Origin of the sequence: Halpernia sp., assembly GCF_048269545.1 — a bacterium.
Lineage (GTDB): Bacteria > Bacteroidota > Bacteroidia > Flavobacteriales > Weeksellaceae > Halpernia.
In genome coordinates this window covers 658877-685203 of the sequence record NZ_JBLXIJ010000001.1, presented here as the reverse complement: position 1 = coordinate 685203, position 26327 = coordinate 658877, and the positions used below count along the sequence as shown (strand labels likewise).

The window sequence follows — 26327 nt, the reverse complement described above, 5'->3', positions numbered from 1 at the left end:
ATATTTTTAAAAGACATTTGATATTAGAAAAATAAAAAAGAAAAAATCCACTTAAAAATGGATTTTTGGTTTTCTAAATGGAATTAATATTTCAAATTTATTGTGAAACTTCCTTATATATTGTTGTTAAAAAATCACCATAAGACTTTTCCAGTTTTAAAATATCACCAGATTTTATATTAATTCCCGCCTTTCCATAAGAATTTGAATTAACTTTAAAAGGTGATATTTGAAAAAATTGTCCGTTTTCATATTTATTATACATCACTTTTACAGATGATCCCAAAAATTTTCGGGTAGAAATAGTAGAAATCTCACCTGGTAAAAGTTTTTTTAAGACAAAAGAGCGAGATGGTAATTCTACCAATTTATTATTAATACTAATTTTCTGATTTTTTTTTGAAGAGGAAATTACATAAAGTAAATTCGTTTGATCTGGAAAATCCTCTTTTTCTACTTCATATAAACTCAATAAATAATGGGAAGAATCTATTTCTACAGATTTCCCGTCAATTGAATTAAATGGTTTATAAGTGAACGCATTTGCGCCAATTAATTTTGCCTTCTTATATATTAAATCAAAAACTGCAACATCATTATTAGAAAAACCTTGAACTTCTATTTCTCCCAAATATTGGGATTTTACAAAATCGGGATTAATTTTATAAAAAAATTTATCTTTATTATTCGCAGTTTTTTCTACTTTACTTAAAATTACATTTTGACCAAATGTAAAATTTATAAAAAGAATGGCGAAAATTTTTATAGTAGTTCTCATTTAGCTAAATAATTATCAATACAATTTTCCAAACTATTTTCCCAATTTTGTAATTCTACATTATAGGTTTTTTCAATTTTATCTAAACACATAGTGCTTCGAACGGGACGTTTTGCAGACGTAGGAAATTCTGCAGTTGTAATAGGATTTAATTTAATGTTACTTTTAGATAAATCTGCAATTTTTTGTGCAAAATGAAACCAAGTTGTTTCAGGATAATTTGAAAAATGAAAAATTCCTGGAATCAATTTTTCTGAAGTAATTATTTTCATAACCGCCTCCGCCAAATCATTCGCATTTGTTGGTTGACCAAACTGATCATTTACAATATTCATTTCTTCTTTTTGCGGAAATAAATTGAGCATTGTTTTCATAAAGTTTTTATTAAACTCAGAATACAACCAAGAAGTTCGGATAACGACAGTTTTGGGATTTTCTTCTAAAGCGAGAATTTCGCCGTCTCTTTTGGATAAACCATAAATTCCTTGTGGATTTGTAAAATCTTCTTCATCGTAACAAAGATTGGTTTCACCATCAAAAACGTAATCTGTGGAAATTTGAATTAAAATTGAATTAATTTCTGCGCAAGCTTTTGCCAAATGAGAAACCGCAACTGCATTAATTTCAAAAGCTTTTTCTTTTTCATTTTCAGCTAAATCTACCGCTGTATAAGCGGCTGCATTAATGCAAAAATTGGGTTTAAAATCTTGCAAGAAATCCTGAACTTGAACTTCATCTGTAATATCTAAAGTTTCAGAATCTGCAAAAACAAATTCAAATTGCGGGAAATCTGATGCGAGTTTTTGAAAACATTGTCCGAGTTGTCCGTTTCCACCAGTTACTAATATTTTTTTCATTTATAATTTCAATTTGTTTACTAATTTTATTTTATAAAGCAGAGAATCTTATGCAGCCCAACTTGATGAAAAATTTTTTATTTTTTTATTTGAATCATCGAACCACTTCGTTAGGTTTGAGCGAAAATCTTTTTTGTGATGCAAAGCGGTACAAAAAGATTGAGAGCGGAAGGCGGAAATAGCTGCTCAAATAAAATCTACATTAATTATTTCTAATTTTATTCTGTTTGCGGAAATGTTTTACTCTACTCGCAAAATCTGGCTCCGGAAGATCTACTTTATATTTTAAAAATAATTCTTTTACTTCTTCTGGTTGGATTTCGGATTGCCGAGTTTTCATATTAAAATAAATAACTTGCACCCACAAAACGGCGTGTATTATCTTTTCATCTTCACTTTTCATCAAAATTTCTATGGTAGAAGTTCTATCTGAAATAGAAACTGTTTTACTACTTATGACCACTTTCTGATTGTAGCGCACTTCTTTTAAATATGCTATTTCATTTTGAATAGTAATCCAAGTGCAGCCTGTTTTTTTTGTCCACGCTTCGTAAGTAAATCCGTAAAAATCTTCTACATGATCTTCTCTAGCGTTAAACATGTATTCTAAATATTTAACGTTGTTTAAGTGGCCGATTGGATCACAATCGCTAAAACGGATTTTAACTTTGGTTGATATTTCTTTTTCCATTGGTACAAAAGTACGATTGATTATATAAAAAGTTTTAAAATAATAAAAAAAACCACCTCCTTAGAAGTGGTTTAGATTTTTTAGAAATTAAGATTTTAAAGTCCCAATTCTTTTTTTACCAAAGCTGTCGCATCTGGACCTCCTTTATATATTAAACTTGGATTGTTTGCGTCAAAGATGAAATCCCATCCATTTTCTTTAGCAACTTTAGCAATTGCAGCATTAAATTTTGCTTCAATTGGTGCGTAAGCTGCATCAGTTTTATCTGCAACTTCTTTACGAGCTGCTTCTGATTTTGCTTGTAAATCTGCTTGTAATTTTTGCAATTCTGCATCTCGTTTTTGATTTACTTCGGCAGTTTGAGTAGGTGCTTCTTTTTGATATTTTTCGAATATCGCTTGAGTTGGCGCGGCGGCTTTTTTTAATTCCTCTTGTTTTGCTTTGGAAAAAGCATCTAATTGCTCATCTGCTTTTTTCTTTTCTGGCATTAAATTCAAAATACCTGCTACATCTAAAGAAGCTATTTTCTGGGCTTTTACGCCTACACTTAAAAGCATCACAACGGCTGCAAATAATACACTTAATTTTTTCATAATCGAACTATAATAATTTTAAAATTGTTTATTGGTTTATTTCTTGTTTTTGATTTCCTCGTGGTCTTTTAATACCCGGAGATTTCATGTTTTTTTTCTCTTCTTTTTCTTGAATATTACTGCTTTGGTTTGGTTGCATTTGATTTTTCAACAGCAAATCTAAAACTTTATCTGTATAATCATATCTTTTTTCTAGAAAAATAACACTTATGTTATTGCTTTTATCAAGAACTATACCCAAACTGTTTTTTTCTGCTACGGTTTTAATAGCATTCCATATTTGATCTTGAAAAGGTTTTGTAAGATTTGCGCGAGAACTATTAATTTCACCCATTGTTCCAAAACGTGAATTTAGCAAATTTTTTATTTTTTTTCCTAAATCATCAATTTCCTTTTGTCTTGTTTTTAATTGTTCTCCAACTAGAAGGACTTTTTCATTTTCAAAAGCAGCACTTTTTTTATCAAAATCTACTTGCATATTTTGGATTTCAGCTTGCCAAGAAGAAATTTGTGCATTCAAGCGAGATTCTGCTTCTTTGTATTGTGGCAATTTTTCTAAGATATAATTGGTATCTACAACGCCAATTTTCTGAGCATTTGCAAAAATACTAATTAATAAAAAAAAGACGCCGAAATATTTAAAATGCTTCATTATTTCATAATTTAATAATTATAAACTTTGATTCATTAAGAAATGTGTTTTCCAACCAGAAGGTTCTGTATTTCCTAAAGTTTTATCAAATCCATAAGCAAAATCAAATCCAATTAAACCAAATGCTCCCATATATACTCTAATTCCAACTCCTGCCGATCTTTTTAGCTGGAAAGGATTATAAGAGCCAAAACTATTCCACGCATTTCCTCCTTCTAAGAAAGTGAGCGCATATATTTTTGCTGTTTGATTCATTGAAATTGGATAACGCAATTCTAACGAGAATCTGTTATAAATTGTTGCTCCTCCATAAGGTGTTACATCATCTGGCTCTCCTCCTGCAGAAGAAGAATTTTCGTAACCACGTAAAGGAACTAATTCTCTACCATCGTATCTTCCACCAAATAAACCAGTTCCACCTAAATAAAATCTTTCAAATGGCGGTGCACCAAGTTTTTTGTTATAACCGTCTAAAAAGCCCATTTCTGCAGAACTTCTTAAAACTAATTTACCTACTAAAGTATTATAAATATCTGCTTTTAATTTTACTTTATAAAATTCTAGCAATTTATATTTCTGGCTTGGTGTTTCTTTATCATAATCTCTATTGCTGAATAAGGAATAAGGTGGCGTAAATTTTACTGTCGCTTCTACATTTGAACCTTGTGTGGGGAAAATAGGATCTACTCCTGCCGAATTTCTACTAAGTCCAACATTAAAACTAAAGTTATTAGCTTCTCCATAACTTTCTGTTGTATTTCCAAATTGAAAAGGATAATTGCTGAAAGTATAATTTTGATATTGAATCCCCGTGTAAAGTGAGAAATAATTATCCGGCCATTGCAAGAGTCTATTTAAACCAACACTTGCAGAAAAAATACTTAATTTTTGATCTTCTACCACATTTGTGGGGCTTAAAGACGGACCATAATTTACTAAAGATTGGTTAAAACTTACAGATAATGCAGTAGGTTTTGTACCAAATAACCAAGGTTCTGTAAATGACAAACCATAGTTTTGGAAATATTGTCCAGCTTGTGCTTGAATTGATAATGTTTGACCATCACCTTGTGGAATTGGTTTGAAGTCTTTAAATTTTAAAAAGTTTCTTAATGAGAAATTATTAAAAGTTAAACCTAAAGTTCCGATGAATGAATTCCCACCATAACCGGCTTGTAGTTGAACTTGTGACGATCCTTTTTCTACTAATTTCCAATGTAAATCTACAGTATTGTCTTCTGGATGCGGTTGAATGTCTTGTCCGATTTGTTGTGGATCAAAAAACGTCATCGAAGCTAAATCAAAATAGGTTCTTTTGATGTCTGTTTTTGCAAATAAATTACCTGGTTTTGTACGTAAAGCACGTAGAATAACATGATCATGTGTGGTAGTATTTCCACTCCAAGTTACCCGATTCCAAGTTGCTTTTTCGCCTTCGTTAATTCTAATTTCAAGATTAATGGAATCTCCTTTAACTGCTTTTTCAATTGGTGTCACAGTGGAGAAAAGGAATCCACTATTCATATAAACGGATTTGATATCAGAATCATCTTCTTTACCGCCGTCTAAACCCACTTTTTTATTAAAACCAACTGCATCATAGATATCGCCAGTTTTATATCCTAAAACTCTTTGTAAGAAATCTGTAGAAAAAGTGGTGTTTCCAAGAAAAGAAATATCGCCGATGTAATATTTTTTACCTTCACTAAGTTTTACATCAATCATATAATTATTGCGCTTGTTTCTGTAAACTGAATCCGAAACAATTTTTGCATCTCTAAAACCAAGAGAATTGTAATAATTAATTAAATTTTCTTTGTCATCTTCATATTTACTTTCAATAAATTTAGATGGTTTTAAAATTCCTCCAATACTAAATCTTCTTTGTTTGGTGTCTTTGAAAGCTTTATTACGCAATTTTCTATCAGAAACTACAGTATTCCCTTCAAATTCTATATGATCAATTTTAATTCTTTTGCCTTTATCTATATTAATTGTCCAATCTATTAAATTAGGATCTTTTGCATTTACTTTATCTTCAATAGTAACATTCGCGTCTGGAAAACCTTTTTTAATATAGTCTTTCGGAATGTTTGTTTTTAAATTGGAAATTAAATTTTGAGTAATTTTTGTTCCTGGTTTTAGATTATTATCTTTTGCCAGTTTTTCACTTTTAGATTTACCCACTCCTTTCCCGGTGAATTTTACTTCACCTAATTCTTTTAAATCTTGAAGATTGAATCTAAGAACTACATTATCTCCTTCTACGCTTTGTACATACACTTCTACTTCGGAGAAATTATCCGTTTCCCAAAGTTTTTTTATGGCATTACTGATTTTTTGACCAGGAATATCTACGCTTTCACCTTTCATTAACCCAGTAAATCTAAGAATTTGATCTGCAGAATATTTTTTAACACCATCTACGATAATGTCTTTTAGGACGTAAGTTCCTTTTGTACTTTCTGCATTCACCGGATTTGCGTCTGGCTTTTCCTGCGGTGTAACTTGTCCATAAAAATGGGCAGAAACCACAAACATGATAATTGGTAATAATTTAAACTTCATTATATTTTATCCTAAAACTTTTATTTAATTAATGTTAAGCTGATCGCTTGTTTTGCCGTATCTTCTTTCCTTGCATTGGTAATCTAAAACACATTGAAAGAGATGCTCTTTTGTGAAATCTGGCCAAAGTACATCTAAGAATTGTAATTCTGCATATGCAATTTGCCAGAGTAAAAAATTACTAATTCTAACTTCGCCACTGGTTCTTATTAATAAATCTACAGGCGGAAAATTTTTTGTGTAAAGATGGTTTTCAAAACATTCTTCTGTGATGTCTTCTATTTGTAATTTTCCTTCTTTTACATCTTGGCTAATTTCTTTTACTGCATTCAATATTTCTTTATGAGAGCCGTAACTGAGTGCCAAAATAAGATTTCCTTTTGTGTTATTTTTTGTAATTTCTAGAAGACTTTGAAGTTGATCTTTTACTAAGGTTGGAAGTAAATCTATTTCTCCAATTACGTGCATTCTTATACCTTTTTCATGGATTTCTTCTGCTTCTAAAAGTAATGTTTCAGAAAGTAAATTCATTAAAGTATTGACTTCATCATTTGGTCTATTCCAATTTTCTGAAGAAAAAGTATAAAGCGTAAGATATGGAATATGAATGTCATTACATGCTCTAAGTGCATCTCTAACAGCATTTATTGCATTTTTATGTCCAAATGTGCGTTCTTCACCTCGGCTTTTTGCCCATCTTCCGTTGCCATCCATTATGATAGCAATATGCTGCGGAATTTTTTCCAGATTTATTTGGTCTTTTACAGAAATCATACTCTTATTGTTCACAATAACAAGGTGGTCTTCCGAAAGAATAAGAAATACCAATCGTGATACTGTTTATCCAATCTTTAGAATTAATATTGCCTACTTCTCTGTTTTTAATAAAATCTGCTTCTCTTTGTTTTGCAACGTTTAAATAAGGATCTGTTTGTAATAAAGATTTTTTTCCACTAGGATCTAATATATCTTTATTGTAAATAACTTTTATATTTTTATCACTTATTGTGCTATAATCTAAAGCATCAGAAAATGTTGGTCTGAACATAAATTCTCCAAAAAGCGCCCAATTGTAATTAAACTTATATTTTAAGCCAACACCAAAAGGAATTGACATTGTTATTTGCTGGGTTCCATAATATGTTTCGTTTGTTACAAAATCAGCAGGTGAAGTTGGTCCACCATTTATAATATTTCCATTTATATCTCTATTAAAATCATGATTTATAGTGGCTTGCATAATATTTGTTATCATACCGCCAATTCCACCAAAAATATAGGGACTTAGAAGACTTTTTTGTTCATCATTAACAGGAAATAAATTATACTCAAAAATTACATCTGATTCATATATAGTATTACTCCCTAAAAGTTTTCTAAATCTTCTGTAATTTTCTTTAGCGTAACTGTCATCAAACTCTACATGGCTCACTCCAATATTAAAACGCAATGTTTGATAAGGATTAAAATTCATACGATATAAAATCCCTGCATACCAAGAAAGTCTTCTTTTTTCAAATTTATGATATATGGGGTGTTGCAAAACATAAGAAGTATTACCAATGTCTCCTATAAGGTTACTCATGCCAAATTGATAACCAATTTCGTGTCGCTGTGCTTTCATCATAAAACTCAGGAGAATAACAATCAAAAAAGAAAATAAAAATTTTAAATTCATTCAATAGTTTTGAATTACTTCACTATTTTAAAAATAATTTGTGCAAATATAAAACAATTTTGTCTTAAGAAGCTTCTTAATTTTTCGTTAAAAAAACTCAAATAAGTATAAATTTTTTATAATAAAACGGAAATAAAAACTTTTTATTCTAATTTGAATTCTAAGAAATAATATAAGAGATAAAAAATTGGAAATCTAGTTTCTACTGAACAGACTTCTCAATTTGTTAAAGATTTTAACCAGACGTGGTTCAACATAGTTTTTATCTTCTTCAAAATATCCATATCCGTATCCATATCCGTATCCATAACCATATCCGTATCCATAACCTTGTTTCACGTAGTAATCATTATAAACTAATCCAATGTGTTTTATTTCTTCACTTCTATTCTTGTCCATTATCATTTTCATCATATATTTTTCTGTATATTCATGACGAACAACATATACATTCGCATCTGTATGCTTCATTAATTCGAAAGAATCTGCAACTAAACCTACTGGTGGAGAATCTATAATAATAAAATCATAGGATTTTTTCAGTTCAGTAATAAAATTAATATTTCTATCACTCATTAATAATTCTGAAGGATTTGGTGGGATGGGACCAGACGTAGCAACATCTAAACCTGTAATCCTTGTTTTATTAATAATTTGCTCCATTTCAACTTCACCAGTAAGATAATTAGAAATTCCATATTTATTATCTATCGCAAAGTCTCCAAAGATTTTTGGCTTACGCAAATCCATTCCTAACAAGATGGTCTTTTTACCACTCAAACCTAAAACCGAAGCAATATTTATAGAAATATATGTTTTTCCTTCACCTCCCACTGAAGAAGTAACTAAAATTACTTTACTACCGCCATCTTGTTTATGTAAAAATCTTAAGTTTGCACGAATACCTCTAAAAGCTTCAGAAATTGAAGATTTTGGATGTTCTAAAACGGTTAAGTTTGTATCATTTGTATTATTTCCAATTACGCCTAGAAGTGGTAATTTAGTGACACGAACTAATTCTTTTACATTCCGTATTTTATTATCTAATAATTCTCTGAGTAATATTAAAAAGAGTGGAATTATCAAAAGTCCTCCTATTATTAATGATTTTGCACGCGGAATATTTGGAGCAATAGGAGCCTGCCCTAAGTTTTTCGCAGGATCAATTATACTAATGTCAGATTTATTACTTGCAACTCTAATAGAAGTTTCATTTTGCTTTGTAAGTAAAGCATTATAACTTGCTTCAATCATATTATAACCGCGTTGTACGTCTAAATATTTCCTTTGTTTTTCTGGATATGAAGCTAAATCACTTTCAGCATTTGAAATATTAGAATTAATATCTTGTAATTGATCGGCAAAAACGGATGAATATTTTCTTAAGCTGCCCACAGATTTTCCTCTAGATTCATCGATAAGGCGATTTATTTCTCGCATTGGCTCAGAATTCGGTTGATAAATTGTTGCTAATTCTCTCCTTTTTGCATACAGCGCTTTTAACTCAGAAACTGTAGCTGTGAATAAGCCATCTTCAATTCCTGCTGCACTTAAACTAATTAAGTTCTCTAAATTAGATGATGCAACAGAATTCCGAATCGTATTTAGTGAATTTATCTTTAAAATTAATTCTGCCTTTGTTTTTTCTAAGTCATTTATTTCTTTAAGTTGTTTTTCATCTCTATTTGAAATATCATAAAGTCCTTCGTTTATCTTTAAATTATTTAATTTCTCTGCACTTGAATCTAATTTCTTTCTGATTTTTCCTAAAGTTTCTTTAATATAAATAGCAGTATTTTGATCTAATTGATTTTGGTCTAAAAGTCTTTTTTTCTTAAGTTCTTCAACGGACATATTAAGAAAATTAACTGTTCCATTTAAATTATAACCCTTCTTGGATATAATCATTATTGTAGAAATTTCTTTATCAAAACTTACATCTATGCTTCTAATGATTGAATTAACGGCATCATTAATTGTAGATAGCGATATAATTATATTATCAAGTCCGATAGGTGTATTTTCAGGATTTCGAACAAGCTTAAAGCGTAAATTTGGTGAAGTGTACCACTCATTTACCCTAATAATTTTATTTTTTGGTCGAGAATATGGTGAAACAACTTGAAAACCTTCTCCAACATAGGTATATAAATAGGTAGATTCTCCATCATCGGGCAATATTACTTCATATTTTCCACCTTTTTTGGGAATAAGTGTTATGGGATAATTAACTTGTTGTAAATGATTTTTATCTATTTCTAAAAATACCGGAGAATCATTCTTATCTAAATAAGTTTCTTTTATTGTACCTTTTGTAGAGTAATTAGAATATAAATCTAATTTCTTTACCAAATACTCATTATGCGTTCTAGAAAGTAATAATTTTTTTAAGAAAATACCATCTTGGTTTCCACTTTGACCCCAAATAAAATTAATAGATTGGTTTGGAGTAAAATAACTTGCTGTACTATTTGAAATACTTAAAGAAAGATCTGAAGCGTAAATTCTTTGTGCATAATATTTAGCATACATAAAAGATATTGCATAACCCAGTATGAACATTAAGACAAACCAATACCAATTTTTTAGAACCTTTCTTAGAAAATGTTCAATATCAAAAAACGCAAAAGTTCCTATTTTTTCTTTCGCGAGAATATTTCCTTCTGTTTGTTCTGGAATCATAAGATTATAATCTAGATAGAATTAAATATATTGAAAGTGCAGTTGTAATTACACTTACACCAGTAGAAAGAGTTTGTATAGGATCTTTACCTAATCCGTTTAAGTTTTTCGCTCTTGTTGTAAGAAAAATTTCATCACCATTTTGTACCCAGTAATATGGGGAATTCATTGCGTCTTGTCTTGTAAGATCAATTTTTGCAATTTTTATTCCTTCAGGTAATTTTCTATGTATTTCAATATTCGTACGATCTACTGTCCTATTTAAACCTCCATTTGCTGCGAGAGCCTCTGTTAAAGTTAAAGTGTTTTTATGTGCGTTCTTTTCGCCCGTTAATCCAACCGTTTCTACATCACCTAAAATTGTGTAATTTATACCATCTGTATTAAGCCTTACTTGAGATTTACCATCTAAAAAATTTTCGTTTACACGTTGCTGAATTTCATCTGAAACTTCTTTTATTGTTCTTCCTTCAGCTTTTATGTAACCTATTCCAAAAATATTTATTTCCCCATCTCTTTCAACTTTAAGACCGTTAAAATAAATATTTGCATTTCCACCATTTCCACCACCGCCAGATACAGTCACTCCCGCAGATCCGGTAGTTGTGGAACCAGAAGAGTATAAATTTGAATAAAATTGGGCAGCATCTCCTTTGGGAGTTGTGACAATATTTAATATTAAAATATCATTTTTTGTAATACGATATTCTGGTATATTGTAAGGAATTAAACCCTCTTCATTAATTACCAAAGTTTCACTTGGTTGAAAATAACGTACGTCTTTTGTTGTAACACAAGATGTGAATAAAAAAGCTGTAAATAATATTAAGAAAATTTTTAAAAATTTCATCATTGGATATAAAGATTGTAAAAATAATGAATTAAATGGATTTCTTTAGTTTTAATTTAATATTAGGAATGATTGCCCCCAAAACTCCCAAACTTACAATTAAAAAAAGTAATAAGTTATTATCAAGATGTCTAAAGAAATAGGCAAAAAGCACAATAACACAATAATAACAGATAATATAAACCGTAGATCTTCTATGAGTGTACCCCATTTTGAGTAATTTATGATGAAGATGATTATTATCTGCAACAATGAGTGATTTTCTATTAATTAATCGAATAAAAATGACATTCAAAGTATCGATAATTGGTAATATTAAAATAGCAACAGCAATTACAGGCGCGCTTTCTAAATGATAATGTGGAATATCAGATATTTTTTTATCAATGAAGATATCAATAAAACAAATACTGGTAAACGCCAAAAGAAATCCTAAAACCATAGATCCCGTATCTCCCATAAATATTTTTTTATTTCTATAGTTTGATAAATTGTAGTATAAAAACGCCAAGACCGAACCAACAATTACCACGGAAAGTATTACTAATGGATAATTATAGGGACCTAAACGAAAATAACTCAGACCAAAAAACAAACTACAAAGTACAGAATAACTTCCCGCTAAACCATCTATTCCATCTATTAAGTTAAATGCATTTATGAGTATCACGAATGTTAAAACACTAAAAAAAACACTGAAATAATATGACATTTCATAAATACCAAAAACACCAAACAAACTTCTTATTCTCACGTCTGAACCAACTACCATTAAAACCGAGACTATAATTTGTGCAATTAATTTTTTATAAGCCCTCATTATCATCACATCATCCAAAACTCCTACAAAAAGCAATATTATTAATGAAGCAAATAAAAATTTATATTGAGAAAAAAGCTCATAAGCAAATATTGAAGCACATATACAAAGTGAAAAAATAATTGCAATTCCTCCTAAATTTGAAATTTTTCTAAGATGAGAACTTCTAGATCCGGGTTCATCCATTAAATTTTTTCTACGAGAAATATTTATAATACTTGGAATTGATAAAAAAGTAATTAAAAAAGAAAAACCGAAGCCAAAGAAAACTTTAACCCAAAAAATAGGAATGTTATCAGTATTTAAAATAATTTCTAATCTATCCATAATTATTAATCCCAAAGATAATTTTGATAGCTTTCTGGTGTAAATCTCCCATTTACAGCTTGATAATTTCCGAAAACAAAATAATAAAAAATGACAAATAAAACCAAAATTAAATGTAAAAACTTTTTATAACTCAAATTTTCTATAACAGCTAAATTATTAGGAAGTATAAGTGCTGTAAAAAACATATATGTTCCTGGTAATCTTGTAGAAAAAATTGGGCTTCCTCTCATTATAAAGTATAAACAAATTCCTGCCACTCCAAGATTTCTCATATACTCATAATAAGGAATTTTTTTACATGTTTCTTTATCAAAAAATATTATAAAAAATAAATACAAAAGACTTATCAAATCTAAAAATTTCACTCCTCCACTTGAAGGACCTTCAATGTCAACATAATCAGAAAATCCTTGATATATTTCTTGTGGAGCAATGCTATTTAAAGCGCTAAAATAATTATAAATCTGAAATGGCGATAATATCATACAAAAAAGTACTAAAGCGATTATTTTAGTCTTATTTAATGGCACTTTAGCTATCCAATAGGCAGGAAGAAAAATGACAGTTGATTTATGAAAACCCAAAGCAAAATACATCACAAATAAAAACATGGGTAAATTTTGTTTTTTTATATATCTAAATGAATAAATAGCCAAAGCCATTCCTACTCCTTGTCTTATCTGTCCACAATCTGCAATGAAAAAACCTGGAACAATATATAACAAAAGAGCAGTGGCAGGATAAGCCACATTCTTTTCTATAACATAAAATTTCGGCACAAGTGACACAATCGCTACAAAAAAAGTAAAAATATAAAAGGGAAAACCAAAATTGAAAAACAGATTATTAAAAAAGACAAATAACCATTCAACTTCTAAAGAATTTTGCTGAAAAAATGCTTTCTGGAAAATGTCTGAATATGTTGCATTAAATGGGAAATAACTATACATATTGAGGTATGAACCATAATCTGCACCTACAAATTTTCTAAAACCCGCTAAAAGTATTAATACAACAACAACAATCCAAACGCTTTTATAGTTTTTTATTTCACGGCCGTAAACTTCTAAAAAGCTATAGCAAATTAAAATTAATATCGTTATCGTGAAAACAGGATGTAAAAATTGCACCTAATTATTTGTGTTTTTTGATAAATTTTCGCAACCAATTATGCAAACCAAAAAAATAAAATAAATAATAAATTATTTTATTCTTTGGCAAAGATAAGAGATAATTTTTACCAAACCGTTTGTAAAACAATATTTCCCACAACTCAATATTATTTTTTTTAACAAAATCACAATATACTAAATGGAGCTTTTTGCTAATTTCATCGTTTTTCACAAATGCTGAATAAGCTAAAAAAGTATAAACACCTTCTAAAATTTTAAAATTTTTTAATTCTTTTATTTGCATAGAATATTGTGATTTTTCAAAAGCTTGTTCAACAAGATTAATAGCTTTTAAAATATCCAAACCTTTTTCTGTATGCGTTTTACTTATTGAATCTATACGTTCAAAATATTGATAATGAAAAGCTTGCGTTTGTGCTAAAATATTACTTTTTAATAATAATTGTGGAATGAGTTCTATGTCTTCAAAATGCATATTTTTTTTAAAACGCATTCCTTCAAAAAGTTCCTTTTTAAAAAGTTTATTACAAGCAAAATAAGACAAATCTGGAAAAACAGAAAAGTTTTCTTTTAAATTAAAAACCTCTGGCAAATTGGGAATTTGGGTTAATTTCTGTGTAACAATTCCATTTTCATCTACTTTTTGCAAATTACAAATGACCATTTCAGCTGAATATTTTTTAGCTAAATCATACATTTCTTGGAACATTTCTAAAGAAGCATAATCATCACTATCTACAAAGCCAATAAAATCTCCTGTAGCTTTATCTAAACCAAAATTTCTCGCATCGCTTAATCCACCATTTTCTTTTTTAAAAGCTTTAATTTTATTAGGAAATTTATTTTGAAAAAGCTCGATAATCTTCTCTGATGAATCTGTACTTCCATCATTGATTACTAAAATTTCTACCTCATCTAAAGTTTGTTTTACTAAAGAATTCAAACATTTTTCCAAATATTTTTCTACGTTATAAACGGGAACAATAATGGAAACTTTCGGCATTTTATTAATTATTTAAAAAATTTAATAATCGATCATTCATCTTTCCTTCTTTTGCTGTTTGATAATCTAAAGCAGAACATGGCAAACAATTTTCTATTTTTTCATCGGGACCAAAATACCAAAGATTTTTAAAAGTATCTCTTTTAAAAGTATAATTTTCTTCATCCACCATCACATGAAAAGTCTCAAAGAAGCGTTCTTTTGGATGAGATTTTTCTAAATCTATACCAGAAACCAAGTACCAAATCATTTGAGCTAAAAGTTGGTGGTTCAAAATATTTTCTGCTTCAAAATTAAAATTAAAAATTCCCACAGATTTTAAATTTTCGCCTAACCCAATTTCTTGCATATAGGCACAAATTTCTCGTCTGTTCAATCCATTTACTTGTGGGCGAATTGAGAAACTTTCCGCAAAACTTTCCACTGCATCACAGTTTAATGTAACTAGATTTGCGCGGCGAAAAAAAGGTTCCCCTTTTTCCGTTGCATTCATCATTTCAGCTAATCTAAGAATATCAAATTCTACTTCTTTAATGAGATTTACAGATTCTTGTGGATTTAAATGTTTTTGATAAGCCAGATGATGGTAATTTTTTACTGATAAATTCTTTGAACTTAAAATTTTAGTTAAATAATTTTTTTCCGAAATTGCTTCTTCAGCATTTCCAAGTTCAACTTTGCTATTTATTTGCGTATAATTAATGTTTTTTTGATGAAAATTTAAAGCAGAAAAAAGGGAAAAAGCCAAATCATTACTTCCTCCAATTACAACTGGAATTGCATTTTTATAATGACAAAGAGATAATATTTCTTGCAAAATATATTGCGTATCTTCCGTGGAATTTCCGGAAATAAGATCGCCCAAATCACAAATAGGCGTTTCAAATTCTAAATGAGAAAGACGATAAAATTGGCTTCTAACTTTTCTAAAATCTTGACTTTCTCCACTTCCTTTTGCACCACGGAAATCTGAAACGAAGAGCAAAACAATGCTGTTTTCAATAATTTCAGTATTTATAAAATTTCCAATTTGCCATTTTTCCGTTTTTATTTTTGGTGGCGAAATGATGAAGTCTTCTATGTTCATTTTTCAGTATTAATAATTATAACTTACTTTTCAAATTTAAAAAAATAAGCCATCAAAACAAGAATTAAAAATTTAAAATTATTTATCTGAAAGTATTTTCACTTCTATTGTTTTCGGTAATTTTTTTTTAAATTTCTGCAAATTAGAAACAAGAGCTGTATAATTTTTAGGATTTACAGAATAAAAAGAAACTTTTGGGTTTCCACAAATATAATTATTTTGAATAGTCCAACTTCCAGCAAACGTGAAATTATCAGGCATTTTTAGCCAAGAATCATAAACAATGGCAATGTCATATTTTTCGGAAGTGGTATAAGTTTGTACAAAATTTCTAAGAGATTGATTATTTTTATTAAACTTTCCAAAATCCTTTTCTCTGATTTTAGCCACATTTACAGAGCCTAAACCGTAAGTATCCAAAAGATGAATGTTTGTAAAATAGGAAATTGCACCGATGTCATTTGCAACAACTTTGCTGTTATTATAATATTTATTTAAAAATCTCGCCATCTGAACTTGTTGCTCAAAAATATTTTTTGAAGCAATAGTTTCATTTTTCAGCATAGAAATTAAGCGGAAATTCAGCGGTATCAAAAGAAGTATAAAAAAAGAAATTTTATAAATTACTTTTGGCTGAGCAAAAATCCATTTTATGGAAGGAATACAGGCGACAAGCAAAATTACCAATAAATAAGATTCATATCTTTCAAGCCATCCAAAATTCGCAAAACAAAGATGAACACAAAATCCAAGAAATACTATAATCTGCAATGCATTTTTAGAAAAAAAAATTTTTATATTTCTTTTCTTTTCAGCTAATAATTGAATAATTAGTAACACCACGAAAGGTAAAATAGAAATTGCGCGATATCCATTTCCTAAAACTCTCATTAAAAATCCGGAAATTCCATCGTTCATATTTCCTTTTAACATAAGAGAATTTGGTAAGAAAAAAGAACCTTTTGACACTGAAATAAGACCGTAAATCAAAACGGGTGAAACCGCAATTATTCCTAAAATAATACTTTTAAAATATTCTTTTTTTAAAAAAAATAAAAATACGCACATAAAAAAAATGAAAAATAAACTTTCAAACCGAAAACCAACGGATACAAATGCAAAAAGTAGCATTAAATAAAAATATTTCGTTTTATTATTTTCTAAATATTTTTTAAAAAAGAGTAAACAAAGTAGTAAAGTTAAAGTGTGTGAAATGTGCTCCATTCCTATCAAAACCATGGTATGAAGCGGCATTAACCAAATAGTTGCCGTGAAAATTATACCATGAACTAAAGTTTTTTCTTTTATTAAAATTCTATGTAACAAAACTATAAGTGATAATGCAACAAGAGAATTTAAAATAATAGAAATGTATTGGTAATTGCCGAAAATTTTAATTAATAAAGATAATAAAAGCGTAAAAAAGGGAGAAGAACTGGTAGAAGAAAATTCATATTTTGTAATTCCCCAAATCCCAAATTGCGCGAAATTCTTTGCCATAGAAAGATGAATATAAGCATCATCTAAAGGATAAATATAACTTCCAGCAAAAGAAATTACCGTGGAAATGACATGATAAGAGCAAACAATCAATAATAAAACATTTCCAAAAAAGATAAATTTCTTTGTCATAAAGTTGTGAATCTTGAAGTTATCAAGTTGTAAAGTTAAACGATTTTAGGGCTTCACATCTTTACAACTTTACGTTGTTTATTTCTTTTTCGGAGTTGCTTTTTTCTTTGCAGTTGCTTTTTTTGCGGCTGCCTTTTTAGGTTTTACTTTTTCTTTAAACGCATTTTTATCTTGTGCCGTAATCCATTTTTTTACTTCCTCTAAAACCACTTCTTTCAAATCTTCCACTTCATATTTTTCACCAGATTTGGTTTTTGGGATTTTAAAAATATTTTTTCCGTGTTTAATAATTGGACCCCATCTTGCATTTTCAATAGAAATTTTTTCATCTGGCCATTGTTGAATATAGCGATTCGCTTCTTTTTCTAGTTTAGCTTCTATCAATTCATCAATATCATTTTGAGATAAATTCTCAAAATTATAACGCTTCGGAACATTGATAAACATTCCGTCATATTTAATAAATGGACCGAATCTTCCCGTTCCTTTTGTGACTGGATTTCCTTTATAATTCGTAATTGGTGCGTCTGTTTTTTTCTTTTCTTCAATAATTTCAATAGCATGTTCGTCATCCACAGAAAATGGATCCATTCCTTTTGGAATACTGATAAAAGTTTCGCCCCATTTCACATATGGCCCAAATCTTCCGACACCAACCAACACTTTTTTACCTTCATAATCTGATAAATCAAACGGAATTTTAAATAATTCTAAAGCTTCTTCAAAAGTTAAAGTAGAAATATTTTGGTTTGCCATTAGACTTGCAAATGTTGGTTTTTCTTCGTCATCTTGCTCTCCAATTTGCACCATCGGTCCAAATCTTCCAATTCTAGCGTAAACATTTTTACCAGATTTTGGATCTTTTCCTAAGAATCTTTCGCCATTTGCGCGTTCTGCATGTTCTTGTACGTCTTCAATTTTTGGATGAAAATCTTTGTAAAAAGTTTGTAAAGTTTCTTTCCATTTTTCAGAACCATTTGCAATATCATCAAAATCTTGTTCTACTTTTGCTGTGAAACCATAATCTAAAATTTCAGCAAAATTTTCAGTCAAAAAGTCTGTTACAACTTCACCAATATCCGTAGGAACGAATTTATTTTTATCACCCCCAAACTTTTCTTCTAAAATTTCTTTTTTTAAAGTTTTGGTTAAAGTTAGTTTTAAATATTCTCGAGTTTGAGCTTCAATTTCGCGTTTATCAACATATTCTCTATTTTGAATGGTTTGAATTGTCGGCGCATAAGTAGAAGGTCTTCCAATTCCGAGTTCTTCTAATTTTTTTACCAAACCAGCTTCCGTATATCTCGCTGCAGGTCTTGTAAATTTCTGCGTCGCTTCAATTTTTTTATAAGTTAAAATTTCACCGATATTTACTTTTGGTAATAATTTGCTGTTATCTTCTGCATCATCGTCGTCATTTTTTACAATTCCGTAAGCTTTTAGAAATCCTTCAAAAACAATAACTTCTCCGACCGCTTCGAAATGTTGCGGCAAAGATTTATTTCCAATTTCAATAACTGTTTTTTCAATTTTTGCATTCGCCATTTGCGAGGCTAAAGTTCTTTTATAGATTAATTGGTATAATTTATTTTGTTGCGCATCAGGAACGGATTTCAAACTAAAATCCGTCGGTCTAATTGCTTCGTGTGCTTCTTGTGCGGATGCAGATTTTGTTGTAAATTTTTTTGGTTTAGAATATTCCTCGCCAAATTCAGAAATAATTTGTGATTTCGCGCCATTTATCGCTTCTTCCGAAAGGTTTACAGAATCCGTTCTCATATAAGTGATAAAACCTTCTTCGTATAATCTTTGCGCAATTCGCATCGTGTTCGTTACGTTGTAACCCAATCTATTAGACGCTTCTTGCTGCAAAGTTGAAGTTGTGAAAGGTGCAGAAGCAGAACGAGTTCCAGGTTTTTTTTCTACATTTAAAACCTTAAATTCTGTGTTTTGTGCTTGATTTAAAAATGCTTCAGCTTCGGTTTCTTTAACAAAATCCTTCTTTAATTTTGATGAAATTTCTTGTTTTTCATTATTAATGAAAGTTCCTTCTACTTTATAGGATGATATCGCTTGAAAATCTCTAATTTCTTTTTCTCTTTCTACAACCAATCTCAAAGCAACAGATTGAACTCTTCCTGCAGAAAGTCCAGTTTTCACTTTCCGCCATAAAACAGGCGACATTTCAAAACCCACAATTCTATCTAAAATTCGTCTGGCTTGCTGTGCATTAACTAAATTCTGATCAATTTTTCTTGGGTTTTCTATCGCTTTTAAAATTGCATTTTTGGTAATTTCGTGAAAAACAATTCTTTTAGTTTGTTCTTCTTTTAATTTTAATTCTTGTGCTAAATGCCAAGAAATAGCTTCTCCTTCTCTGTCTTCATCGGAAGCCAACCAAACTATTTCCGCTTTTTTTGCAGCAGCTTTTAATTCTGCGACTAATTTTTTTTTATCTGCAGAAACTTCATAATCTGGAGTGAAAGTTTGAAGGTTGATTCCCATTCCTTTTTTAGGCAAATCTCGGATGTGTCCAAAACTGGATTTCACTTCAAAATCGCTTCCCAAATATTTCTGAATAGTTTTAGCTTTTGCGGGCGATTCTACAATTACGAGATTTTTAGACATAGAAGAAATTTTTGCAAAAGTAGAAGTTTTTTTTTAATCTGAAATTTTGCATCAATTAATTAACCTTATTATATAGATTTACAAATTCTAAAAACATCTAAATTTGCACGAAATTGAAAATCAACTTTGAAAAATTTTATTAAAAATACATTACAAAGCAATAAAGTTTTTTACCGCTATTATCGGAAAAAAGGATTCAAAAGATTTTTAAAAGAAAATATTTTAGAAATTGATGTGAGTAATAAAACTAAAGCGCTTTCAATTGCTTTAGGCGTTTTTGTGGGTCTAACTCCTTTTTGGGGATTTCAAACCGTAATTGTTCTCTTTTTAGCAACCTATTTTAAACTCAATAAAATGCTTTCTTATATGAGCACTCACATTAGTTTTCCGCCGTTTATTCCTTTTGTTATTATGATTTCGCTTTACATTGGTTCATTTTTTGTGTCGGAAAATAGCAATTTTGAAAACCAAAAATTTAATTTAGAATTAGCAAAAACTCACTTTTTACAATATTGTATTGGAAGTATAATTTTAGCAAGTTCAATGTCTTTAATATTAGGTTTAGGTTCTTATTTTTTTCTTCAAAAATTAAGTTCCAGAAAATAAAATTATCACCTTTTTAGCCACTTGAATTTAACTTCAAAAATCCTTATCTTCGCCCATTATTTTTTTTTAACACTAGAAATCAAAATTGATGAGTCAATTTACAGAATATAAATCTCTGAATCTTACTGAAATAGCAACCCATATTTCAGATTTTTGGAAAGAAAATAAAACTTTCGAAAAATCCGTAGAAATGCGCGCTGGAAAACCAGAATATGTCTTTTATGAAGGACCGCCTTCCGCAAACGGAATGCCTGGAATTCACCACGTAATGGCTCGTGCTTTAAAAGATATTTTCTGTCGTTATCAAACTCAACAAGGCAAACAAGTTTTTAGAAAAGCTGGATGGGATACGCATGGTTTACCAATAGAATTAGGCGTTGAGAAAGAATTAGGAATTACAAAAGAAGATATCGGAAAAACAATTTCAGTAGAAGATTACAACGCAGCTTGCCGAAAAGCAGTGATGAAATACACCGATGTTTGGAATGATTTAACTGAAAAAATTGGTTATTGGGTGGATTTAAAAGATCCTTACATTACTTACGAACCAAAATATATGGAAACGGTTTGGTGGCTTTTAAAGCAACTTTACAAAAAAGATTTGCTTTATAAAGGTTACACCATTCAACCTTATTCTCCGGCTGCAGGAACTGGTTTGTCTTCGCATGAACTTAATCAGCCGGGAACTTACAGAGATGTTTCAGACACGACAATTACTGCGCAATTTAAGGTTAAAACTCTTTCTGAAAGTCTAAAATCTCAAATCTTAAATATAGAGTCTCCAATCCACATTTTAGCTTGGACAACGACGCCTTGGACTTTACCTTCAAATACTGCACTTGCGGTGGGAAGAGATATCGAATATGTTTTAGTTAAAACCTTTAACCAATATACTTTTGAGCCAATCAATATTATTTTGGCAAAAGTTCTTTTGGAGAAAAATTTTGGTAAAAAATATATTTTAGGAACTGAAGAGGATTTTTCAAATTATACTTCTGAATCTAAAATAATTCCTTACCAAATTTTAGCAGAATTTACAGGTGCAGATTTAGCAGGAATAACTTACGAACAATTAATTCCGTGGTTTTTACCCGCTGAAAATCCTGAAAATGCTTTTAGAATAATTTTAGGTGATTTTGTAACAACTGAAGATGGAACTGGAATTGTTCATATCGCGCCAACTTTTGGTGCAGATGATGCGCGTGTGGGAAAAGAAAATAATATTTCGCCCATGTTGGTGAAAGATACAAATGATAATTTAGTTCCATTAGTAAATTTGCAGGGGAAATTCATTAAAGGTGAAAATGTACCAGAATTATTTGCTGACAAATTCATTAAAAATGAATATTATGAAGCCGGAACTGCGCCCGAAAAATCTTGGGATGTTGATCTTGCAATTTTATTAAAGACTGAAAACAAAGCCTTTAAAGTAGAAAAATATGTTCACAGTTATCCACATTGTTGGAGAACCGACAAACCTGTTTTGTATTATCCATTGGATTCTTGGTTTGTAAAAATGTCTTCTTTGAAAGACCGATTAGTTGAACTTAATGAAACAATCAATTGGAAACCAAAATCGACAGGTGAAGGGAGATTTGCAAATTGGCTCGCAAACGTAAATGACTGGAATTTATCTCGTTCCAGATATTGGGGAATTCCTTTGCCAATTTGGCGTACAGAAGATTTGAAGGAAGAAATCATCATCGGTTCTGTGGAAGAATTAATGACAGAAATTAATAAATCCGTTGCTTTAGGATTTATGGAAAATAATCCTTTTTCAAAATTTGAAGTGGGAAATATGTCTGTTGAAAATTATTTGAATATCGATTTGCATAAAAATATTGTAGATCAAATTATTTTAGTTTCCACTTCTGGAAAAGCGATGAAACGCGAATCTGATCTAATTGATGTTTGGTTTGACTCCGGTTCAATGCCTTACGCGCAACTTCATTATCCTTTTGAAAATAAAGAATTAATTGACGAGCGAAAAGCATTTCCTGCAGATTTTATTGCGGAAGGTGTAGATCAAACCCGCGGTTGGTTTTATACTTTACACGCAATTGCAACAGCGGTTTTTGATTCTGTAGCATATAAAAATGTAATGAGCAACGGTTTGGTTTTGGATAAAAATGGACAGAAAATGTCTAAAAGACTTGGAAATGCAGTTGATCCTTTTACAACTTTAGAAAAATATGGACCCGATGCAACGCGATGGTACATGATTTCTAACGCCAATCCGTGGGAAAATTTAAAATTTGATTTAGAAGGAATTGATGAAGTTCGCCGTAAATTTTTTGGGACATTATATAATACTTATTCGTTTTTTGCACTTTATGCGAATGTGGATAAATTCAATTATTCCGAAAAAGATGTAGAAAATCGTCCTGAAATTGACCGTTGGATTTTAGCAGAATTAAATATATTAGTGAAAGAAGTAACAGATTTTTACGAAGATTATGAACCGACGAAAGTGGCAAGAGCCATTAATACTTTTGTAAATGACAATTTAAGTAATTGGTATGTAAGACTTTGCCGCAGAAGATTTTGGAAAGGTGATTATTCTGAAGATAAAATTTCAGCTTATCAAACTTTATACACTTGCCTTGAAACTGTGGCGAAAATTTCCGCTCCTATTGCGCCATTTTTTATGGATCAACTGTTTCAGGATTTAAATAAAATCTCAGGCAAAAATTCAGCAGAATCAGTCCATTTAACTGATTTTCCTTTGGTTAATGAAGGTTTGATCGATTTGAGTTTAGTAGAAAAAACACATCTGGCGCAACAAATTACTTCGATGGTTTTTTCTTTAAGAAAAAAAGAAAATATCAAAGTTAGACAGCCGTTGCAGAAAGTTTTAATCCCTGTTTTGGATAAAAAAACGGAGGAACAAATTTTAGCAGTTTCTGATTTAATTAAAAGCGAAGTAAACGTGAAAGAATTGCAATTAATTAACACCGAAGAAGCTTCAAATCTCATCATTAAACAAATAAAACCTAATTTTAAAGTTCTAGGAGCAAGACTTGGAAAAGATATGAAATCTGTTGCAACCGCAATTACTAAACTTGATTCAGAAGAAATTGCAACATTTGAAAAAACTGGAAGTATAGATATTGATGGATTTTCTATTACGTTGGATGAAGTAGAGATTTCCACAAAAGATATTCCTGGTTGGACGGTAATTTCTGACAACAAATTAACTGTTGCTTTAGATTTAACTTTAACAGAAGAGCTTAAAGCAGAAGGAATTGCACGGGAATTTGTAAATCGTATTCAAAATATTAGAAAAGAAAAAAGCTTTGATTTAACAGATAAAATTTTAGTAGAAATTGAGCAAAATTCCCCTTTTGAAAAACAAATTATAGAAAACAATGATTATATTTCGATGGAAGTATTGTCAGATGAAATAAAGGTTGTAAATTCACTTTCAATTTTTGAAAATATTGAGATTGACGAAGTGAAATTCAAAGTAAATGTGAACAAAATTTAAGAAATTAATAATTTTAAAATTAAAAGAAGATTATTAAAAATTATAATAAAAATAACGAATATGACAGAAGATAGACAAAGATATAGCGATGCAGATTTAGAGGAATTCAGAACGCTTATACAAAGTAAAATAGATAAAGCGGAAAGAGATTTAATGCTGATTCGGGAAAGTTTCATTAATGATCAAAATAATGGAACAGATGATACTTCTCCTACTTTTAAAGCTTTTGAGGAAGGTGCGGAAACCTTAAGTAAAGAACAAAATGCAATTTTAGCAGGAAGACAAGAGAAATTCGTCCGCGATTTAAAAAATGCATTAATCCGTATTCAAAATAAAACCTACGGCATTTGTAGAGTTACCGGAAAATTAATTGCTAAAGATCGATTGAAAGCTGTTCCACATGCGACTCTAAGCATAGAAGCGAAAAATATGCAGAGATAATTTCTTTATTTTAGATGACAGAATCTATTATACTTTTCATTATAGCGCTACTTATTTTTGTGTATTTTTTCAGAAATAAATTTTCTAAAACTCATCACGAAAAAATTAAAAGTAGCTATACAATGGATGATCAATATAATTCTGAGCGACGAGAAAAAGAAAAAGAAATTGACGTTTAACTTTCTAAAATAGGTAAAAACGGCTTAAACGATTTATCTGAAAAAGACCAAAAACGTCTAGATGAACTATCAAAAAAATAAACATTCAAAAAAATGGAATCTATAATTGTACATACCAAAAATGCGATGGAGCTTCAAGCTGTGAAAACCGTATTAAAAGATATGAATATAGAATTTGAAAAGTTTCACAAAAATACTTTTCACAACCAAAAAACTGTAAAAAAATTGCAGGATAAAAAGGTAGAAAAAATTGTGAGAAAATCAAAACCAAAAGGATAAAATGAAGAAAATTGCCATCATCACAATTGTGATTCTATTAATTGATCAACTCACCAAATATTATATTAAAACTCATTTTTTTCTCGGCGAATCGCAAGATATATTTCCTGGTTTTAAACTGACTTTTGTAGAAAATCCTGGAATGGCGTACGGTTTTCATTTCGGCGGATTAATTGGTAAATATTTCTTAGTTTTAGTAAGATTAATTCTTATTGGTGGAATGATTTATTTATTTAGAAAATGGCTGAAAGAAGGCGCTTCCAACTATCTAATTATTCCAATGTCCATCATTTTTGCAGGGGCAATTGGTAATTTAATTGACGGCATGTTTTACGGATTAATTTTTGATTCTGGAACCGTTTTCGAAGAAAGTATTGGAAGATGGATTGATTATGATGGCGTTTCAAAACTCACTCAATTTGGTCACGGTTATTCTACTTTCATGAAAGGTTGCGTTGTAGATATGTTTCATTTTCCACTTGTAAATTGGAATGTTCCCGAAAATTGGCCGTTAATCGGCGGAACGCATATTGAGTTTTTTAAATATATTTTTAATGTCGCAGATGCAGCAATTACAATAGGTGCCGCTTTTTTATTTATATTTAGAAAAAAAGCATTTCCTCACGGTTTGGAGTTTTAGGAAAATCTTCCTCTACATTTCAATACCTAATTTATTTCACTATTTTTGTTTAATGAAACTCACCATTTTAAATAATGAAGAACTTAATATTTTGTGTAAAACACATGAAGTAGAAAATCTTTATTTATTTGGATCCTCGCTTTCAGAAAACTTTCATAAAGAGAGTGACATTGATTTTCTAGTAAAATTCAATACCCAAGATTTATTTAACTATTTTAATAATTATCTTTCATTAAAAGAAAAACTAGCTAAATTATTTAATAGAAAAATTGATTTAGTTGAGGTTCAAAGTTTAAAAAACCCAATACTAATTAATTCTATAAATAAAACTAAACAACTTATTTATGGATGAAAAGATTCTAAAATATCTCTATGATATTGATTTTGCAATTTCTGAAATAGATTCCTATTTTATAAACAAGCCAAAAGATTTCAATGCTTATAAGCAAAACACGATGCTTAAACGTGCTATTGAAAGAGATTTGGAAATTATTGGTGAAGCAGTAAATAAAATTATAAAAAAAGATAAAAATTATTTAGACAAAATCTCGGAAGCAACATCTATCATTGGTTTAAGAAATTTGGTAATCCATGCTTATGATAGTATTTCAGATGAAAACATTTGGGCAGTAATTATCAATCATTTACCGAAATTAAAATCCGAAATTAAAATTTTAATTAGTCTAAAATAATTTTTTATCAATCATCTATTA

The 26327-nt window shown here is 29.7% G+C and carries 24 protein-coding genes; 8 read left to right on the top strand and 16 right to left on the bottom strand.

All coding sequences use genetic code 11. From position 1 onward, the window contains the following. Nucleotides 1–97 precede the first annotated feature (97 nt). The 16 genes from ACN0WB_RS03145 to topA form a co-directional block, all read right to left on the bottom strand. Entirely contained in the window at nt 98–778 is a 681-nt protein-coding gene (locus tag ACN0WB_RS03145) for a hypothetical protein (RefSeq protein ID WP_417428734.1), read from the bottom strand. Then, nucleotides 775–1635 (bottom strand): dTDP-4-dehydrorhamnose reductase, encoded by an 861-nt coding sequence (gene rfbD / locus ACN0WB_RS03140; RefSeq protein WP_417428733.1) that lies wholly within the window; start codon nt 1633–1635, stop codon nt 775–777. The genes ACN0WB_RS03145 and rfbD overlap by 4 nt, the downstream gene beginning before the upstream one ends. A 202-nt stretch (nt 1636–1837) precedes the next feature. After that, nucleotides 1838–2326, bottom strand: a complete 489-nt coding sequence (locus tag ACN0WB_RS03135; RefSeq protein ID WP_417428732.1) for an acyl-CoA thioesterase — start codon at nt 2324–2326, stop codon at nt 1838–1840. A gap of 95 nt (nt 2327–2421) precedes the next feature. After that, nucleotides 2422–2919 carry an OmpH family outer membrane protein gene (locus tag ACN0WB_RS03130; protein ID WP_417428731.1) on the bottom strand — a complete coding sequence of 166 codons (498 nt, stop codon included), beginning with the start codon at nt 2917–2919 and terminating at the stop codon, nt 2422–2424. A 28-nt stretch (nt 2920–2947) separates the two neighbouring features. Beyond that, complete coding sequence (locus ACN0WB_RS03125) at nt 2948–3571, bottom strand: OmpH family outer membrane protein (RefSeq protein ID WP_417428730.1); 624 nt, start codon at nt 3569–3571, stop codon at nt 2948–2950. An 18-nt stretch (nt 3572–3589) separates the two neighbouring features. Continuing rightward, the gene (bamA, locus tag ACN0WB_RS03120) at nt 3590–6139 is read right to left on the bottom strand and encodes an outer membrane protein assembly factor BamA (protein WP_417428729.1); all 2550 of its coding nucleotides are present in this window, start codon (nt 6137–6139) and stop codon (nt 3590–3592) included. A gap of 24 nt (nt 6140–6163) precedes the next feature. Further along, entirely contained in the window at nt 6164–6913 is a 750-nt protein-coding gene (locus ACN0WB_RS03115) for an isoprenyl transferase (RefSeq protein ID WP_417428728.1), read from the bottom strand. Nucleotides 6914–6917: 4 nt separating this feature from the next. Continuing rightward, complete coding sequence (locus ACN0WB_RS03110) at nt 6918–7790, bottom strand: DUF6089 family protein (protein WP_417428726.1); 873 nt, start codon at nt 7788–7790, stop codon at nt 6918–6920. A gap of 222 nt (nt 7791–8012) precedes the next feature. Next, complete coding sequence (locus ACN0WB_RS03105) at nt 8013–10499, bottom strand: polysaccharide biosynthesis tyrosine autokinase (protein ID WP_417428724.1); 2487 nt, start codon at nt 10497–10499, stop codon at nt 8013–8015. A 4-nt stretch (nt 10500–10503) separates the two neighbouring features. Beyond that, on the bottom strand, nt 10504–11349 hold the full coding sequence (locus ACN0WB_RS03100; protein WP_417428758.1) for a polysaccharide biosynthesis/export family protein: 846 nt from the start codon (nt 11347–11349) through the stop codon (nt 10504–10506). 31 nt (nt 11350–11380) lie between these two features. Further along, nucleotides 11381–12511: a glycosyltransferase family 4 protein gene (locus tag ACN0WB_RS03095; RefSeq protein ID WP_417428722.1), complete on the bottom strand. Its 1131-nt coding sequence runs from the start codon at nt 12509–12511 to the stop codon at nt 11381–11383. After that, on the bottom strand, nt 12502–13629 hold the full coding sequence (locus ACN0WB_RS03090; RefSeq protein WP_417428720.1) for an EpsG family protein: 1128 nt from the start codon (nt 13627–13629) through the stop codon (nt 12502–12504). Before ACN0WB_RS03090 ends, ACN0WB_RS03095 begins: the two co-directional genes overlap by 10 nt. A gap of 4 nt (nt 13630–13633) precedes the next feature. Then, nucleotides 13634–14635: a glycosyltransferase family 2 protein gene (locus ACN0WB_RS03085; protein WP_417428718.1), complete on the bottom strand. Its 1002-nt coding sequence runs from the start codon at nt 14633–14635 to the stop codon at nt 13634–13636. A gap of 4 nt (nt 14636–14639) precedes the next feature. Further along, nucleotides 14640–15722 (bottom strand): formimidoylglutamase, encoded by a 1083-nt coding sequence (locus ACN0WB_RS03080; RefSeq protein ID WP_417428716.1) that lies wholly within the window; start codon nt 15720–15722, stop codon nt 14640–14642. A 78-nt stretch (nt 15723–15800) separates the two neighbouring features. Continuing rightward, nucleotides 15801–17354 carry a hypothetical protein gene (locus ACN0WB_RS03075; RefSeq protein ID WP_417428715.1) on the bottom strand — a complete coding sequence of 518 codons (1554 nt, stop codon included), beginning with the start codon at nt 17352–17354 and terminating at the stop codon, nt 15801–15803. Nucleotides 17355–17432: 78 nt separating this feature from the next. Further along, complete coding sequence (gene topA, locus ACN0WB_RS03070; RefSeq protein WP_417428713.1) at nt 17433–19982, bottom strand: type I DNA topoisomerase; 2550 nt, start codon at nt 19980–19982, stop codon at nt 17433–17435. A 126-nt stretch (nt 19983–20108) separates the two neighbouring features. Here topA and ACN0WB_RS03065 point away from each other — a divergent pair, with 126 nt between their 5' ends. The 8 genes from ACN0WB_RS03065 (at nt 20109) to ACN0WB_RS03030 (ending at nt 26306) form a co-directional block, all read left to right on the top strand. Further along, the gene (locus ACN0WB_RS03065) at nt 20109–20588 is read left to right on the top strand and encodes a DUF2062 domain-containing protein (protein WP_417428711.1); all 480 of its coding nucleotides are present in this window, start codon (nt 20109–20111) and stop codon (nt 20586–20588) included. A gap of 88 nt (nt 20589–20676) precedes the next feature. Next, a complete protein-coding gene (ileS, locus tag ACN0WB_RS03060; protein ID WP_417428709.1) occupies nt 20677–24075 on the top strand; it encodes an isoleucine--tRNA ligase in 3399 nt (1132 codons plus the stop codon). A 60-nt stretch (nt 24076–24135) separates the two neighbouring features. Then, the gene (locus tag ACN0WB_RS03055) at nt 24136–24516 is read left to right on the top strand and encodes a TraR/DksA family transcriptional regulator (RefSeq protein WP_417428707.1); all 381 of its coding nucleotides are present in this window, start codon (nt 24136–24138) and stop codon (nt 24514–24516) included. Between the two features lie 188 nt (nt 24517–24704). Then, nucleotides 24705–24776 carry a DUF6576 domain-containing protein gene (locus tag ACN0WB_RS03050; protein WP_417428756.1) on the top strand — a complete coding sequence of 24 codons (72 nt, stop codon included), beginning with the start codon at nt 24705–24707 and terminating at the stop codon, nt 24774–24776. A 12-nt stretch (nt 24777–24788) separates the two neighbouring features. Then, nucleotides 24789–24974 (top strand): DUF2683 family protein, encoded by a 186-nt coding sequence (locus ACN0WB_RS03045; RefSeq protein ID WP_417428706.1) that lies wholly within the window; start codon nt 24789–24791, stop codon nt 24972–24974. A gap of 1 nt (nt 24975) precedes the next feature. Beyond that, entirely contained in the window at nt 24976–25614 is a 639-nt protein-coding gene (locus ACN0WB_RS03040; RefSeq protein ID WP_417428704.1) for a lipoprotein signal peptidase, read from the top strand. Nucleotides 25615–25666: 52 nt separating this feature from the next. Next, nucleotides 25667–25966 (top strand): nucleotidyltransferase family protein, encoded by a 300-nt coding sequence (locus tag ACN0WB_RS03035; protein WP_417428702.1) that lies wholly within the window; start codon nt 25667–25669, stop codon nt 25964–25966. Then, a complete protein-coding gene (locus ACN0WB_RS03030; protein WP_417428700.1) occupies nt 25959–26306 on the top strand; it encodes a DUF86 domain-containing protein in 348 nt (115 codons plus the stop codon). The genes ACN0WB_RS03035 and ACN0WB_RS03030 overlap by 8 nt, the downstream gene beginning before the upstream one ends. Nucleotides 26307–26327: the final 21 nt, after the last annotated feature.